This window comes from Burkholderia sp. RS01, assembly GCF_039748055.1.
Lineage (GTDB): Bacteria > Actinomycetota > Actinomycetes > Actinomycetales > Micrococcaceae > Arthrobacter.
Window position 1 is genome coordinate 60315 of the sequence record NZ_JBDLAK010000017.1, and the last position, 14972, is coordinate 75286.

A 14972-nucleotide genomic window follows, 5' to 3' on the forward strand; every position below is an offset into this window, starting at 1 on the left:
CAGCACAGCCCGCGCCGGGAGACGGTGGTGACCTCCACGCCGTCGAGCGTTATCCGCCCCGCATCCAGCTCGTAGAACCTCATCATCAGCTTCACCAGCGTGACTCGTGGAGCCTATTCGAGGCGAGCACGGCTGTGCGCCGCGACGGTGGCGGACGACGGCGGGACCTCCCGCCGTCGTCCGCTTGCGCTTGGTGTCGCTCCCCTACAGCGCCGACCAGCCGCCGTCGGAGGCGAGGATGGAGCCGTTGATGTTGGTGCCGTCGTCGCTGAGCAGGAAGGTGATGGAGGCGGCGAGCTGCGCGGCGGTGGCGGGTGTGGGGACGGTGGCCTGCATCAGCGGGCCGAGCCGTTCGGCCGCGAGCTGGGATCCCCAGTTGGCCACGATGTTGGTGATGGTGGGGCCGGGTGCCACGGCGTTGAAGCGCAGGCCCCTGGGCCCGTACATCACGGCCGAGTTCTTGGTCAGACCGACGACGGCGTGCTTGGACGCGGTGTAGGCGGCGCCGGCGGCGGACCCGCGCAGGCCGGCCTCAGAGGCGACGTTGACCACAGAGCCGGTGCCGACGTCCAGCACGGTGACGATGACGGTCTTGCCGGCGAAGCGGCCGCTGGTGGTGGCTTCCTGCCATGTGGCTTCGTTGCCCATGATGTCCATCCAGACGTTGCTTTATTGGGTGGAGTCCACTTTATGACACTCCGTGTCATTATGTAAGGGTGAATACTGATGGGATGCCTTCGGATGCTGTGAAGACCGCAGTTCAGCGTTCCACCGGGCGCCCGGTGACGATTGATCCTGACGCTGTTGCCGCCACCGCGCTGCAGCTGTTCGCCGAGCGCGGCTACGAGCAGACGTCCATGGAGGACATCGCGCGCGAGGCGGGGATCGGGCGCAAGAGCCTGTACCGCTACTTCTCCAGCAAAGCCGAGCTCATCTGGGGCGGCATGGAGCCGGTGATCGAGGCGTCTGGGCGGGTTCTGGATTCAGCCCGGGTTACCGGCGGCGCCGGCGAGGACGTCCTGGCGCGGCTGCGGGAGGCGGCCATTGCGGGGGTTTCTGTTCTGCCTGACCTCGCGGTGACGCGGGGCCGGCTGCGGCTGATCGCCGAACACCCCGAGCTGGCCAGCCGGAGCTACGAGTCCCTGGCGCCGCAGCGGGATAGGGCGCGGGTGTACCTGGTTTCGGCTGGGGTCGGTGAGGATGTGGCGGGGTATCTGTGTGCCGCGTTCATGGGCGCGACGTTCGAGGCGTGGATGCAGTGGGCCGCCGGGACGGATCCGGATCCGGTGCCTTATTTGGTGGCGGCGGTTGGGGTGCTGCAGGCGCCGGGCACATAGGTGCCTCGGCGGCCAATGTTCGCAACGGAGCCGACCAAGGCAAAGCAACGGAGCCGACCCATCCTGCTGGTCAGGCATCTTCACCTCCCGCTGCGCATGACGAGATCCGGCACCCTACAACTCATCCCGGACGTTGAACCAAACACAGCCCCATACCGTAATGCCAGTAATACGGTTCGGTCAGGCGGGTTCATGTACGGGCACGAGCAATGTCCCCCAGTGCGTACTCCTCGCCCGGATCGCATTCAGGGAAAACGAGTATTAGGGCCTCGGGGAAATGAACCGAATCAGAAGCCGCAGGGGCCCCGGGAGGGCCAGATAATGAGTACCACCAGAGCCACGACGAACGCTGCCATTGTGGCTGCCGTAAACGCGGCCACGGCCCGCTGGACCCGATCCTCCGACCAGCCCATGTCTCGCCCGCGGACGGCGAAGGCCACGAAGCATCCCCTGCTTGTCTTGGCCGGACTCATTTGCCTTTCGGTCGCGTCCTGCTCTGGCCCGGCGCCGTCCGCGACAACGGCCGGGTCCACAACCTCACCGCCCGGTCCAACCCAAAGCCCAACCGCCCCGGCGGGGGCACCTGCGGCGTCTTCGACGGCGGCCCCGCGGACACCGGCCAGGACTGTTCCAGCACATACCCCAGCCAGCCCCAGCCTGCGCCCGAAACCGACGGCTCCAAAACACGCTACGCCACCCTCTCGACCGCCAGCTCCTGCGCTGCCTGCGCCGATGATGCCTCCGCCTATGATGCCTCCGCCCGCCGCAGCATTCACCATCAGCGTTTCGATCGAGAATCAGCTGATCAGAAGCATGAACGGCGCACTTGTGAGCGGCTCAGGTTCCGTCACGAGCAGCCCCGCGGGCGTGAATTGCTTCTCAGGACAGGTGGGTACCGTCTTTTGTCAGCCAGCTGTCTTCAGCATCGGGCAGACCGTGACGCTTGACGCGGAGCCAGGAGCCGACGTGGGAATGATGGGCGGCATGACCGTAACAGAATTCCTGGGCTGGAACGGTGTTGCCGCCCCATGCGGTGTCTCACGCCTCTGCAAAATCACGGAAATGGTACCGGGCACTTTTAGCGTCGGCGCCGTCTTCGCGCCGCGGTGATAAGGCACGACTGGCGAGGGGCGAAACACAGCCACGAAATTCTAAGAAGTTCGGGCCTGCAATCCGCTGCGGACACAGATGATCGCTTTCGTGTGGCTGACCTTGTTTCAACGTTCAGAATGAACCGTCGGCGGCCCGGCAACGTCATAGCTAGCGGGAGGTGAACATGGCTGATCAGCAGGATGAGATGCTTCGTTTGCTGCACGAGACCTATGCTCCCGCTCTATGGCGATTCGTCAGCGGTCTCACCAGGGACCATGCCGCGGCCGAGGACATCGTGCAGGAGACCCTGATCCGCCTCTGGAAGCATCCGGCCGTGTTGCAGCGTCCGGAGCCGGCGGTCCGCTCCTGGCTCTTCACCGTCGCCCGACATCTGGTCATCGATGACCGGCGCAGCGCCCGCAAGCAGCACGAAGTCCCTGGCGACAGTCTGCCCGAGACGGCGGCGGCGGATCAAACCGATCGGATCCTCGATACGTGGCTGATAGGAGACGCCCTCGCTGGCCTCTCCCCCGAGCACCGGGACGTCATAATGCACGCCTACTATCACGGCGAAACCACGTCAGAAATCGCCCAAAAACTCCACGTTGCCGAGGGCACGGTGAAGTCCAGGCTCCACTATGCGCTCCGGGCAATGCGGCTGGCCCTCCAGGAACGGGGAGTCACACTATGATTTCGAACGGGATGGACAGGTACCGCCAGTGGGACGCCGCCTATGTTCTGGGATCCCTCAACTCCTCGGAACGCCACGAGTTCGAGGAGCACCTCGCGCGATGCGATGCCTGCACCGCCGCCGTCGTGGATCTCGCGGGGCTCCCCGGCCTGCTGGCCGCGCTGACTCCGGCGGACGCAGAAGCGATCAACGATGGCACGGCTGCGCCCTCCCCGAACATGCTTCCAGGGCTGACTGCAAAGGTTCGGCGGCGCCGGAAGAGGACGCGCCTGGCCGTCGCCGCGCTGGTACTCGGGGCCAGTGCGATAGCCTCGGGCCTGACGGTGATGCTCACTGCTCCGGCGCCACCTGCCGGGCAGATCCAGCCCACCACGGCAATCAATCTGAAGTTTGCGCCGGTCGCTCCCACCCAACTGAGCGCCACAGGGTCCCTCACCGCGGTGCCTTGGGGAACACGGATCGACTGGACATGCCGTTACACGCCTTCCCCGGGCAACCTTCCCCCTCAATCGGACTCCGGCGATTCTGGCTTCGCGGAGTATGCACTGGTCATCGTGGACTTCCACGGCACAAGAACCCAGGTCGCGACTTGGGCAGCGGGATCAGGGACAGAAGTGACTCCCGCCGCAACCACCAGCCTCCCGGTAGCCCAGATAGGCAGCATTGAGATCCGCTCGCTCGCCAGTGGAAAGACGATCCTGGCGGCCAAGCTATAGGGAACCAATCAGCGCCTCGAAGGGGTCTATCCGAAGGGGCGGAGAGTCGAGGAGTTCCGAGGTGTTGGTGGCGGCTGCTCAGTACCCTGACGACCCAGGCGTGGAACCGCTGACCTTGTCACCGCCCGGAGCGACGGCCCACCAGATCCCGCCAACGCCTTGGCCCTTGACGTCGCCGGCGGCCATGTCTTTGGCATAGGTGTAGACCGGGCGCCCGTTGACGGTCGCCTGCATCGTTCCGTCGTCGCGGCTGATGGTGCCGACCTTGCCCGTTACCCCGTCCACGCCGGGCATCGGGGTGGTGGCTTTAACCGCTGGCCACATCATTGAGCACCCGGCATCGCAGGCGCTCTTGCCCGAGTTCGCGGTGTCCTTGTCAAAGAAGTACACCGCCATTCCCTTCTCATTGACCACGATGGTTCCTAGCGAGGTGCTGGCCGTCTTCAGGACCACGGCTCCGGCCACGGCCGGCGCCGATGCCGCAGGACCGGAACCTGCCGGCGAAGAACTTGCCGAGGAAGACGAGCCCTGCCCAGTCGAGCCCCCCGTGGGTGAGGACCCGCAGCCAGTGAGAGCCGCGATGCCCAGGGCGCAGGCCATGACCACTAGTGGGATGCTCTTATTCATGATCGATCCTGACCTCCCGGGTCGGTGCGGCCGGAATTTCCGTCCACACTGAGCACACGTATCCGAACGCGGGGCGGTTCAAGACGGCGTGCGCCGGTCCGTTCCCACGGAAAGAGTTCCGTGCGCTGCAGGAGCCATCCCCTGTCCGAAATCAAGGGGGAACCACGCGGTGGGCGGCCCAAGGTTACTAGCTAACTCTAGGGTGCTCTCAGCAGACTCTCAGTATCTGGTCGGGAAGCGCACCCCATGAACTGACCGACCAGGCCGCCGGGCCCTGCTCCCCATAAATCGATTTTGGGGCCCGGCGGCACTCAATCCCGGTACCAGATCACCTTTAAGGTCACGTTCAAACGCGCCGGCACCGTCAATGCCACCATGTCCTCAGGTGCGATTAGGCCTCTGGCGGTCTTCACAAGGCTTGCCAACCCCGTCGTGCACGGCACCTACGCCGCGGGGCAGGTTCTTCGGGCATCTACGACGGCGACGTTCCCCGCCGCAACGTCCGTTACCTGGCAGTGGCAGCGGGACGAGAAGCCGATCGCCGGAGCCACCGGATCGACGTACCGGCTTACCCAGAATGACCGGGACAGGTTCATCCGGGTCGTGGCGACCTATCGGAAGCCCAACTACCTGAATGCGGGCCGTGCATCGGCGCAGCGCTGGGTTCCGGGACCCACCACGTCCTGGGGCGGAGGCACGCGCATCACCTTCTAGGGTGTTTACTCCACCTGCTCCAAGAATGCCCGGACGCCTCGGAATCGGTGCCCGGGCATCTTGCTGGTTCAGGGGCGTTCGAGGAATGTGCCGATGCCGTCATCTGGCGGGCCGGCTCACTGTCTCAGTACCTTTTCGGCCCGTTCCGCGAGGACGCCGATGGCCAGGGAGAAGCGGCCAGGTAGCGGAGAAAGTGCCAGACGGAGCCAGACGGCGTCCGAGTACGCATCGAACCGGTCCGGACTGACGCGCAGTTCCTCGGCGGTGGCCAGCACCTGCGTGTGAGCCGTCAGATATCGTTCGGGCGTCATGCGGTTGTTTCGTAGATGAAGCTCCAGACGGACGTCCAGGCCGGCCAGATCCCGGGCGGCCTCGTGCCGGGCCGTACTGTCGAAGTCCAGCAACCCGGGCGGGATGTCGCCGTCGGAAACGATGATCTGCCTGTCGTAAAGGTCTCCGTGGGCCCACACCAGCGGATCCGGTGCCGTCCGGAGCAGGTTCACGGCCACATGCTCCGCAGCGGCGCGCAAGGCATCGCGCTGAGGCGAGAACTCCGGGGCGTTTTCATTGTGCCGCAGCCAGTCGTCCACCCGGCGACACATTTTCGTGGCTTCCCACTCCGGTGAACGGAGCGGAAGGCTGTCGAGAACGCTTTGCGCTGCGGGACCATGGGATCCGTTCAGTTCCGCGACCCAGGCCCGCGACCATTTCTCCCACGCCCCGGCGAACGCTTCATCGCCGACGGCGGCGTCCTCCCGGCCCAGCTCGTTCAGAGTCTGTCCCGCGATGGCGCTAAATACGATGACGTCCTCCTGGGAGCTCTGCCGGAGGATTCTGGGTGTTGTGAAGTTGCCGACGTCCAGTAGGACGTCCATCTGTGCGCAACGCTCGGCCGGCACGACGGCGCTGCCGCGCTTAAAGATCTTTATGTAGCGACCCTCCGCCCGGACGACCGCCTGGTGGTGGGGCCAGTACGAAATCAATTCACCCTGCTGTGCTTCCCGCCGCAAGGCGGGCAGTCCCGGATCGTCCAACGGGATAAGTTCGAACTGCCCGTGACGCAGGTGAGCTCCCCGGACTCCGGGCCGCCCCGGAGTCAGGACCTCCAGGACAAATTCTCCTGGTGTCTTGTCCGGCCATGCCCGCTGAATCAGCCAAGTTGTCCCCGTATCGTCGTCGGCTGACTCTGGAACGGGCGAGATGCTCCGTCCATCCATGCTTTCTCCTCCCCGTAACCAGCCGCTCTCGCAACCCTCTGCTTTCGCGAGGACCGCCCTTAGACCTCCGCCACCGGAGCCGCGAACTGCGCCGCGTACAGCGCCGAGTAAGCCCCGCCGGCCAACAACAGGGAAGCATGCGTGCCCTGCTCCACGATCTGGCCTGCCTCCATCACCAGGATGAGGTCGGCGTCGCGGATGGTGGACAGCCGGTGCGCGATCACGAAGCTCGTCCTATCCGAGCGCAAAGCGCTCATCGCCTTCTGCACCAGTACCTCGGTCCGCGTATCCACGGAAGAAGTCGCCTCGTCCAGGATCAGCACCGACGGCCGGGCCAGGAACGCCCGCGCGATCGTCAGCAGCTGCTTCTCGCCGGCCGAAACGTTGGAACCCTCGTCTTCCAGCACGGTGTCGTACCCCTCCGGCAGGGAGTGCACGAACCGGTCCACATACGTCGCCTGCGCCGCCTCCAGAATCTCCGCCTCGGTGGCAGTGGGCCGGCCGTAGGCGATGTTGTCCCGGATCGTCCCGCCGAACAGCCACGTATCCTGCAGCACCATGCCCATCCGCGAGCGCAGCTCGTGCCGCGTCATCGCGGTGACGTCCACGCCGTCGAGCGTTATCCGCCCCGCATCCAGTTCATAGAACCTCATCATCAGGTTCACCAGGGTGGTCTTGCCCGCACCCGTCGGGCCCACGATCGCCACCGTCTGCCCCGGCTCCGCCACCAAAGAAAGGGAAGAGATCAGCGGCTTGTCCGGCGAATAGGAGAACGAGACGTCCTCGAACACCAGCCTGCCCCGCCCGCCGTTCGGCGACTCAGCAGGCGCCGGATCCGGGCTCTGCTCGTCCGTGTCCAGCAGCTCGAACACCCGCTCCGCTGACGCCACGCCGGACTGCAGCAGGTTGGCCATGGACCCCAGCTGGGCCAGCGGCTGGGTGAACTGCCGCGAGTACTGGATGAACGCCTGCACGTCGCCCAGCTGCATCGCCCCGGACGCCACCTGCAGCCCGCCCACCACGGCGATCCCCACGTACACCAGGTTCCCGATGAACGTCAGCGCCGGCATGATCAGGCCGCTGATGAACTGTGCCCCGAAGCTCGCCGCGAACAGTTCACCGTTCTTCTCCCGGAACCGCTCCTCCACCTCCCGCTGCCGGCCGAACACCTTCACCAGCGCGTGCCCCGTGTACGTCTCCTCGATCTGCCCGTTCAGCTCTCCCGTGTGCTTCCATTGCGCCACGAACAGCTTCTGCGACCTCTTCGCGATCAGCGCCGTGGTCACCAGCGTCAGCGGCACCGTCACCAGCGCAATCAGCGCCAGCACCGGGGAGAGCAGGAACATCATCACCAGCACGCCCACCACGGTGAGCAACGACGTGACAGCCTGGGAGATCGACTGCTGCAGACTCTGCGAGATGTTGTCCACATCGTTCGTCACCCGGCTCAGCAGCTCGCCGCGCTGGATCGAATCGAAGTACCGCAGCGGCAGCCGGTGGATCTTCGCCTCGATCTGCTCGCGCAGCCGGTACACCGTCCGCTGCACCGCGCCGTTGAGCACGTACGCCTGGATCCAGCCGAACGCCGACGCCAGCACATACAGCGCCAGCGCCCACAGCAGCACCGAGAGCAGCGCCGCGAAGTCGATTCCCGTCCCCGGCGTCAGCGTCATGGCGCCGATCATGTCCGCCTGTGAATCCTTGCCGGCCGCCCGCAGCCCCGCGATCACGTCCGCCTTGCTCACCCCGGCCGGCAGGTTCTTGGAGACCACGCCGGCGAAGATCAGGTTGGTGCCCTCCCCCAGCAGCCGCGGTCCGATCACCGAGAACGCCACGCTCGCCACGGCGAGCGCCAGGACCAGCACCAGCCACAGCCGCTCGGGCTGCAGCGTCCCCAGCAGCCGCCTGGCCGACGCCCCGAAGTTCATCGCCTTCTCCGCCGGCACATTCATCCCGGCGAACGGCCCTCCCCTGCCCGGCCCCATCGGAGGCCGCGGCGGGCCTGCTGGCCGTTCCGCGCTCCCCGCCGGACCCGCAGGACGTACGACGGCGGTGGGCCCGGTTTCCGGGGCCCGCCCGGTGCGGCTGGAGGTGCTCATGCCGCCTCCTCCGCCGCCAGCTGCGAGGACACGATCTCCCGGTACGTCTCGGACGTCTCCAGCAACTCGCCGTGCGTTCCGCGCCCGACGATCCTGCCGTCGTCGAGCACCAGGATCTGGTCCGCGTCGATGATGCTGGACACCCGCTGGGCGATGATCACCAGGGTGGCCCCGGAGGTGTCGTGCTTGAGCGCCTGGCGGAGCCGGGCGTCCGTGGCGGTGTCCAGCGACGAAAACGAGTCGTCGAAGATGTACAGTTCCGGCCGCTTCACCAGCGCCCGGGCAATGGCCAGCCGCTGCCGCTGGCCGCCGGACAAGTTGGTGCCGCCCTGCGAGATGGGCGCATCCAGGCCGCCCTCCAGCTCCCGGACGAAGTCCTGCGCCTGGGCCGTGGCCAGCGCACCCCAGAGTTCGTCCTCCGTGGCGTCCGGCTTACCGTACAGCAGGTTGCTGCGAACCGTGCCGGAGAACAGGTACGGCCGCTGCGGCACCAGCCCGATGTGCCCCCACAGCAGGTCCGGGTGCAGCTCGCGCACGTCCACCCCGCCCATGAGCACCGTGCCGCCGCTCGCATCGAAGAGCCGGGGCATCAGGTTCACCAGCGTGGTTTTCCCCGACCCCGTGCTGCCGATGATCGCCGTCGTCCGCCCCGCGCGGGCGGTGAAGGTGATGTTGCTGAGGACGGGCTGCTGGGCGCCGGGGTACGCAAAGCGGACGCCGCGCATCTCCAGCTCGCCGGTGCCGACGGCGCCCGGCCCGCCGCCCGCGCCGGCAAAGCCAAGCGGGCGGGCCGGCGGGCGCACGGACGATTCCGTCTCCAGCACCTCGCCGATCCGGTCCGCGGAAACGGCGGCGCGCGGGATCATCACGGCCATGAACGTGGCCATCATGACGGACATCAGGATCTGCAGCAGGTAGCTGAGGAACGCGATGAGGGTGCCCACCTGCATGGAGCCGTCCTCAATCCGGAACGCGCCGAACCAGATCACCGCCACGCTGGAGACGTTCAGCACCAGCATCACCACCGGGAAGGCGAGCGCCATCAGCCGGCCCGCGCGCAGGGCGGTCTCCGTGACGTCCGCGTTGGCCTGCGCGAAGCGGTCGGTCTCCAGATCCTCCCGCACGAACGCCCGCACCACGCGGATGCCGGCCAGCTGCTCGCGGAGCACGCGGTTGACGGTGTCGATCCGGACCTGCATGCTGCGGAACAGCGGCACCATCCGGCTGACGATGAAGCCGACGCCGATCAGCAGCACGGGCACGCTGACGGCGATCAGCCAGGACAGCTGCGCGTCCTGCCGGACGGCCATGATCACGCCGCCGATGCTGAGCATGGGCGCGGCCACCATGAGCGTGGCGGACATCAGCACCAGCTGCTGGACCTGCTGGACGTCGTTGGTGGAGCGGGTGATGAGGCTCGGGGCGCCGAACCGGGTGACTTCCTGCTCGGAGAACTCGCCCACCCGGGTGAAGATGGCCCCGCGCAGGTCCCGCCCCATGCCCATCGCGGCCTTCGCCCCGAAGTACACGGCGGTGACGGCGCAGGCGATCTGCAGCAGCGTGATGAACAGCATGAGGCTGCCCACCCGCAGGATGTACCCGGTGTCCCCCTTCGCCACGCCTTCGTCGATGATGTCCGCGTTCAGCGTGGGCAGGTACAGCGAGGCGATGGACTGCGCCAGCTGGAAAACCACGACGGCGATCAGCAGCCGCCGCTGCGGCCGCAGGTATTCAACGAGCAGCTTCCAGAGCATCGGGACTCCACGTCACTCGAAGTGATTTGAAGGCCAGTCTACGTCCGGACTGCTTGGGACGAACTTGGGCTGGCTGGGCATGTTGGGGGCCGCCGCGGGGCATATGACAGGCGGCTGTCCGGCCGCCCCTGTAGGCTGTGCTCACCGCCGGAAAACCGCGGTATCCGCATGTTGAAGATTGGGGACTTCATTGGGGGAACAGCGTTTGGATTCCGGCGCGCCCGGGGACATACCGGCGGCCATCCGACTATCGACGGCGTGCTGGCTCACCAGCGCCGTGCTATTCGGCATCGTGCCGGTCATCCTGGACGTGGCAGGAATCAACTTCGGCCAGTCCATGCCTCAGTGGGCGGTGCCCTACATCGTGGCATTCGCGGTCCCGCTGACTACCCTCCAGGTGTGGGCGGCACTCCAGCTGCCGCACGGGGCGCGGTGGGCGCGGCTCCTCCTGACAGCGGCCGCCGTCGTGTCCGTGCTGGCCGTGCCGCTGGACCCGTCGGTGCCCATCCTGGCCGGCCTGGCGCTGACGCTGGCCGGCACGGTGCTGATGTGGCTGCCCGTGAGCAACCGGCACTTCCTGCTGGTCCGGAACGGAGCGCGGGCAGAGGCTTTGGACCAGGAGTCCGGGCGCTGCGCGACAGTGGGTGCCTGAGCAGGACCATTTGACGATGTGTCTTGGGCCAGAGCTTGGGCGGCGGCCGCCTTTCTGGTTATCGTCAGGGAAAGCCGCTGCCGTGACGGCCAGGCTGCGCGTCGCGGGAATACCGCCCGCCGCTTTAGCCGGAAGAGAGAACTCCTGTGACTGACACGATCCTCCTGCCCGCGGTGGCCGACGCCCTGGCCGCCCACAGCGTCCGCCACGAGGTGCTCGAATGCTCCCCCGAACTCGCGGACACCGCCGAGTTCTGCGAGCACTACGGCTTCACCCTCGACCAGGCGGCCAACACCATCCTGGTGGCGTCCCGCAAGCTCGACCCGCCCCGGTACGCCGTCTGCGTCGTCCTCGGCACCACGCGCCTCGACGTCAACCGTTCCGTCCGCGGCCTGCTGGACGTGAAGCGGGCCTCCTTTGCCGACGCCGAAACCACCGTGGCCCAGACCGGCATGCTGGTGGGCGGCGTCACCGCCCCCGGCATCGAAGGGCTCCCGGTCTATGTTGACCGGGCCGTCATGGACGCGCCCCGGGTGGTCATAGGCGGCGGGAACCGGTCCAGCAAGATCGTCCTCGCCCCGGCCGAGCTCCTGAAGCTGCCCGGCGTCGAGGTGGTGGACGGGCTCGCCACTCCGCGCGAACCGGCGGAACAGCGGGACTAGGCAACAGCTGGACTGACCGGAGGCCACTTTCGCGATGTGGCTATGGTGCGGCGTCCGGCCACCCGCCTACCGTGGATGAGGGCTTCGTCAGAAGATCCGCTAAATCCGAGAGAAAGGGCAGCATGGGCGCCGCCGTCAACGAATATCCGTTCTCGCAAGTAGACGTCTTTGCGCCGGGACCGAAGCCGGGCAACCCCGTCGCCGTGGTCCATGACGCCGATGACCTGTCCACGGAACAGATGAGGAGCTTCGCCAACTGGACCAATCTGTCGGAGACCACCTTCCTGCTGCGGCCGTCCCGCCCGGAGGCGGACTACAGGCTGCGGATCTTCACACCCCGCGCCGAGCTTCCGTTCGCCGGGCACCCCACCCTCGGCTCGGCCCACGCCTGGCTGGAGAACGGCGGCCAGCCCAGCAGTGAAGGACAGCTGGTCCAGGAATGCGGGGCCGGCCTGGTGAACCTCAGGCGCACGGAAGACGGGCTGTCCTTCGCGGCGCCGCCCCTGCGCAAATCAGGCCCGGTGGAACCCGCGGTGCTGGCTCAGGCGGTGGCCAGCCTCAGCATCAGCCCGGAGCAGGTTCTGGGAAGCAACTGGGTGGACAACGGCCCGGGGTGGCTGGGAATCCGCCTGGCCACGGCCCAGCAGGTTGTTGACCTCAAGCCCGATTTCGCCGCCATGGGCGACCTCCTGGTCGGCGTCATCGGCGCCTTCGAGCCCGGCGGCCCGGCGGACTTCGAGGTCCGGGCCTTTGCCCCCGGACTGGATGTGCCCGAAGACCCCGTCACTGGAAGCCTCAACGCCGGCTTGGCGCTGTGGCTGCGCAGCGAAGGCGTGGTGGCCGGGGACTACACGGTCCGGCAGGGAACAGTCCTGGGACGCGGCGGACTGGTCACCCTTACCAGCGAAGCGGACACCATGTGGGTGGGCGGCGCCAGCCGCACCGTCATCCGCGGCAGCGTCCGGCTTTAGGCCACCAGGAAGCCCACGACGGCGGCGGGTCACCGCACCGGTTCAGCCACCTCGCGTTCGCCGGATCCCGCCGGCACGCTGCCGACGGCGGCAGGAACCTCAGGCGCGCCGGCCGCCGTCGGGCGTTCACCGCTTTCCCCGCGGAACGCCTGGAGCATTGCCTCCCGGTCAAACTGGCCCTCCCACTTCGCCACCACAAAGGTGGCCACGCAGTTGCCCAGCAGGTTCACGGCGACCCGCATGGAGTCCATGACGCGGTCCGCCCCCAGCAGCAGTGCCACGCCGGCCACGGGGAAGATGCCCAGCGCACCGGCCGTGGCGGAGAGCGCCAGGAAGGCCGAGCCCGGCACGCCCGCCATGCCCTTGGACGTGAGCATGAGGACGCCCAGGGCCGCGAGCTGCTGGCCCAGGTCCAGGTTGTGGCCGAAGGCCTGAGCCAGGAACAGCAGGGAGATGGAGAGGTACAGCGCGGCGCCGTCGAGGTTGAATGAATAGCCGGTGGGAACCACCAGCCCGGTGGTGGCGCGCGAGCACCCGGCGTTGGTCAGCTTGGTCATGATGCGCGGCAGGACGGACTCGGTGGAGGCCGCGCCCAGGGCAAGCAGGAACTCCTCGCGGGAATACCTGATGAACTGCCACAGCGGCACCCGCGGATAGACCCAGGCAACGAGGAACAGCAGCCCGATGAAGATGATGGCCGCGCCGTAGCAGGCGGCGATGAGCACCGCGTAGGTGCCCAGGGAGCCGAGCCCGTACTGGCCGATGATGAACGCCATGGCACCGAACGCGCCGATGGGCGCCACGCGCATGACCCAGCCCATGATCTTGAAGAACAGCTCCAGCACGGTCTCCAGCAGGTTCACCACCGGCAGGCAGCGTTCACGGCCCACCACCACGATGGCCGCCCCGAAGAAGACCGAGAAGCAGAGCACCTGGAGCAGGCTGTTGGAGGCGAAGGCGCCAGCAACGCTGGTGGGAATGATGCCCAGCAGGAACTGGCCCGCGTCCTTGGGCGGGGCAGTCCCCGTTTTGGCGTCCAGCGCATCCTGCGACAGCGTGGCGGGGTCAATGTTCAGCCCGGCGCCGGGCTGGACCACGTTGCCGACAATCAGCCCGAAGACCAGGGCGAACAGCGTGGCGCCCGTGAAGTACACCAGGGCCTTCACCCCGACCCTGCCTACGGACCTGACGTCCCCCACCGCCGAAATCCCCGTGACGATCACCAGGAAGATCAGCGGCGCAATGATCATCTTGATCAGCTGGATGAAGCCGTCCCCGAGTGGCCGCAGGCTCGAGCCGAGGCCGGGCCAGAAGTGCCCGATCAGCACGCCGAGGCACACCGCCACGAGGATCTGGAAGAACAGCTGTTTGTGGAAGGGCTTCTTCGGTGCCTGGACAGCAGGGGCAGCTGGGAGGTTCATCTGGTGGCCTATCGGTGTGCGGCGGCACAGGGTGCCGTTCGGTCACTGGCAACGCTAAGGGCCGCATGTTTCCGGCACGATACATCCGCACTGCGGAATTGTTTAACCGCTTAATGGAACTTCTCGTCCGTTGAATGGCGCGTTCGAGGGGCCGGGCCACGCGGAGTTCGACGTTGTGTTGTATTTGAGAACGATTCTCATTAGTTGGAGCCATGCATCTCACCGTCGTTAGTTCCCTCGATGCCCTGTGCCGGCAGCAGGCGTGCCAGGCCCTGGCCGCCACCCACCCCGGGGCCGTCATCGTCCTCCACGACCTGCCCGAGAACGGTCGCGTCATCCGCCGCATCTTCGGCCGGTCCGGGCCCCTCGAGCGCGAGGAAACCCTGCTGGAACACGGCTGCCTCAGCTGCACGGTGCGCCTGGACGTGGTTCCCACCGTCGAGCGGCTCTTGGCGCTCGGCGAGGACCACATCATCGTCGGGCTGCCGCCCGCGGTTCCCTCGTCGACGGCCATCCAGGCCCTGAAGCGGGGACCCGCCCACGAGTTCGCCGTGGACGCGGCCGTACTCGCGTGCGCGCCGGATGCCGTGGAAGACCACATCTGGGACCACTACACCTTGTTCGAATCCGGGTTCACTCCCGTCCCGGACGACGAGCGGACCCCCGGAGAATTCCTCATCGGAGAGCTGCAGTTCAACGACACCATTCTTTGGGCCGATCCCGAACTCTTCCCGGTGGACCCGGAGGGGCGTGCCCGCGGCCTGCAGTTGCTCCGGGAGTTGGCGCCGCATGCGGACATCACGCAGGACGCCGGCAGCATCCGCGGTGGCCGGCATGACCATGCGGAGGCCGCCGGCAGGACCGTTCCCGGCACGGTGCGGACCCCGGCCGGACCACCCGCGGCACCCTTTACCACCGTCATCCAGCGGGTTCAGCAGCCCCTCCACCCCGAGCGGTTCCGGCACGCGCTGGCCACGCTGGCGCAGGGATGCTGCTGGCTCCGCGGCCGGCTGTGGGTA

At 67.1% G+C, this 14972-nt stretch carries 15 protein-coding genes; 8 read left to right on the forward strand and 7 right to left on the reverse strand.

Annotated features, from left to right (window positions below; all coding sequences use genetic code 11):
• Positions 1 to 204 precede the first annotated feature (204 nt).
• Positions 205 to 648, reverse strand: coding sequence for an SDR family oxidoreductase (locus tag ABFP37_RS15925; RefSeq protein WP_347034142.1), 444 nt, complete (start codon positions 646 to 648; stop codon positions 205 to 207).
• 83 nt (positions 649 to 731) lie between these two features.
• Here ABFP37_RS15925 and ABFP37_RS15930 point away from each other — a divergent pair, with 83 nt between their 5' ends.
• From ABFP37_RS15930 to ABFP37_RS15945, 4 genes are all read left to right on the forward strand, one after another.
• Positions 732 to 1337, forward strand: coding sequence for a TetR family transcriptional regulator (locus ABFP37_RS15930; RefSeq protein ID WP_078029632.1), 606 nt, complete (start codon positions 732 to 734; stop codon positions 1335 to 1337).
• A 747-nt stretch (positions 1338 to 2084) separates the two neighbouring features.
• The gene (locus ABFP37_RS15935) at positions 2085 to 2447 is read left to right on the forward strand and encodes a hypothetical protein (protein ID WP_347034143.1); all 363 of its coding nucleotides are present in this window, start codon (positions 2085 to 2087) and stop codon (positions 2445 to 2447) included.
• A 166-nt stretch (positions 2448 to 2613) separates the two neighbouring features.
• Complete coding sequence (locus tag ABFP37_RS15940; protein WP_078029630.1) at positions 2614 to 3120, forward strand: sigma-70 family RNA polymerase sigma factor; 507 nt, start codon at positions 2614 to 2616, stop codon at positions 3118 to 3120.
• Positions 3117 to 3836 (forward strand): zf-HC2 domain-containing protein, encoded by a 720-nt coding sequence (locus ABFP37_RS15945; RefSeq protein ID WP_347034144.1) that lies wholly within the window; start codon positions 3117 to 3119, stop codon positions 3834 to 3836. The genes ABFP37_RS15940 and ABFP37_RS15945 overlap by 4 nt, the downstream gene beginning before the upstream one ends.
• A 78-nt stretch (positions 3837 to 3914) precedes the next feature.
• Here ABFP37_RS15945 and ABFP37_RS15950 read toward each other — a convergent pair whose 3' ends face one another.
• Positions 3915 to 4463 carry a hypothetical protein gene (locus ABFP37_RS15950; protein WP_347034145.1) on the reverse strand — a complete coding sequence of 183 codons (549 nt, stop codon included), beginning with the start codon at positions 4461 to 4463 and terminating at the stop codon, positions 3915 to 3917.
• Positions 4464 to 4757: 294 nt separating this feature from the next.
• Between ABFP37_RS15950 and ABFP37_RS15955 the strand changes: the two genes are divergently transcribed.
• A complete protein-coding gene (locus ABFP37_RS15955; RefSeq protein ID WP_078029627.1) occupies positions 4758 to 5177 on the forward strand; it encodes a hypothetical protein in 420 nt (139 codons plus the stop codon).
• Positions 5178 to 5293: 116 nt separating this feature from the next.
• Here ABFP37_RS15955 and ABFP37_RS15960 read toward each other — a convergent pair whose 3' ends face one another.
• The 3 genes from ABFP37_RS15960 to ABFP37_RS15970 are packed head-to-tail and all read right to left on the reverse strand — an operon-like array spanning position 5294 to position 10247.
• On the reverse strand, positions 5294 to 6394 hold the full coding sequence (locus ABFP37_RS15960) for a hypothetical protein (protein ID WP_078029626.1): 1101 nt from the start codon (positions 6392 to 6394) through the stop codon (positions 5294 to 5296).
• 59 nt (positions 6395 to 6453) lie between these two features.
• A complete protein-coding gene (locus ABFP37_RS15965; RefSeq protein ID WP_347034146.1) occupies positions 6454 to 8493 on the reverse strand; it encodes an ABC transporter ATP-binding protein in 2040 nt (679 codons plus the stop codon).
• Positions 8490 to 10247, reverse strand: a complete 1758-nt coding sequence (locus tag ABFP37_RS15970) for an ABC transporter ATP-binding protein (RefSeq protein ID WP_347034147.1) — start codon at positions 10245 to 10247, stop codon at positions 8490 to 8492. The genes ABFP37_RS15965 and ABFP37_RS15970 overlap by 4 nt, the downstream gene beginning before the upstream one ends.
• Positions 10248 to 10452: 205 nt before the next feature.
• Between ABFP37_RS15970 and ABFP37_RS15975 the strand changes: the two genes are divergently transcribed.
• From ABFP37_RS15975 to ABFP37_RS15985, 3 genes are all read left to right on the forward strand, one after another.
• The gene (locus tag ABFP37_RS15975) at positions 10453 to 10899 is read left to right on the forward strand and encodes a hypothetical protein (protein ID WP_185982434.1); all 447 of its coding nucleotides are present in this window, start codon (positions 10453 to 10455) and stop codon (positions 10897 to 10899) included.
• A gap of 146 nt (positions 10900 to 11045) precedes the next feature.
• On the forward strand, positions 11046 to 11561 hold the full coding sequence (locus tag ABFP37_RS15980; RefSeq protein ID WP_221937618.1) for a YbaK/EbsC family protein: 516 nt from the start codon (positions 11046 to 11048) through the stop codon (positions 11559 to 11561).
• Positions 11562 to 11683: 122 nt separating this feature from the next.
• Positions 11684 to 12532 carry a PhzF family phenazine biosynthesis protein gene (locus ABFP37_RS15985; RefSeq protein WP_347034148.1) on the forward strand — a complete coding sequence of 283 codons (849 nt, stop codon included), beginning with the start codon at positions 11684 to 11686 and terminating at the stop codon, positions 12530 to 12532.
• Between the two features lie 29 nt (positions 12533 to 12561).
• On the opposite strand, the gene ABFP37_RS15990 is transcribed toward ABFP37_RS15985, so the two are convergent.
• Positions 12562 to 13953 (reverse strand): cation:dicarboxylase symporter family transporter, encoded by a 1392-nt coding sequence (locus ABFP37_RS15990; protein ID WP_347034149.1) that lies wholly within the window; start codon positions 13951 to 13953, stop codon positions 12562 to 12564.
• Positions 13954 to 14153: 200 nt separating this feature from the next.
• Positions 14154 to 14918, reverse strand: a complete 765-nt coding sequence (locus ABFP37_RS15995; protein WP_347034150.1) for a hypothetical protein — start codon at positions 14916 to 14918, stop codon at positions 14154 to 14156.
• Positions 14919 to 14972 lie beyond the last annotated feature (54 nt).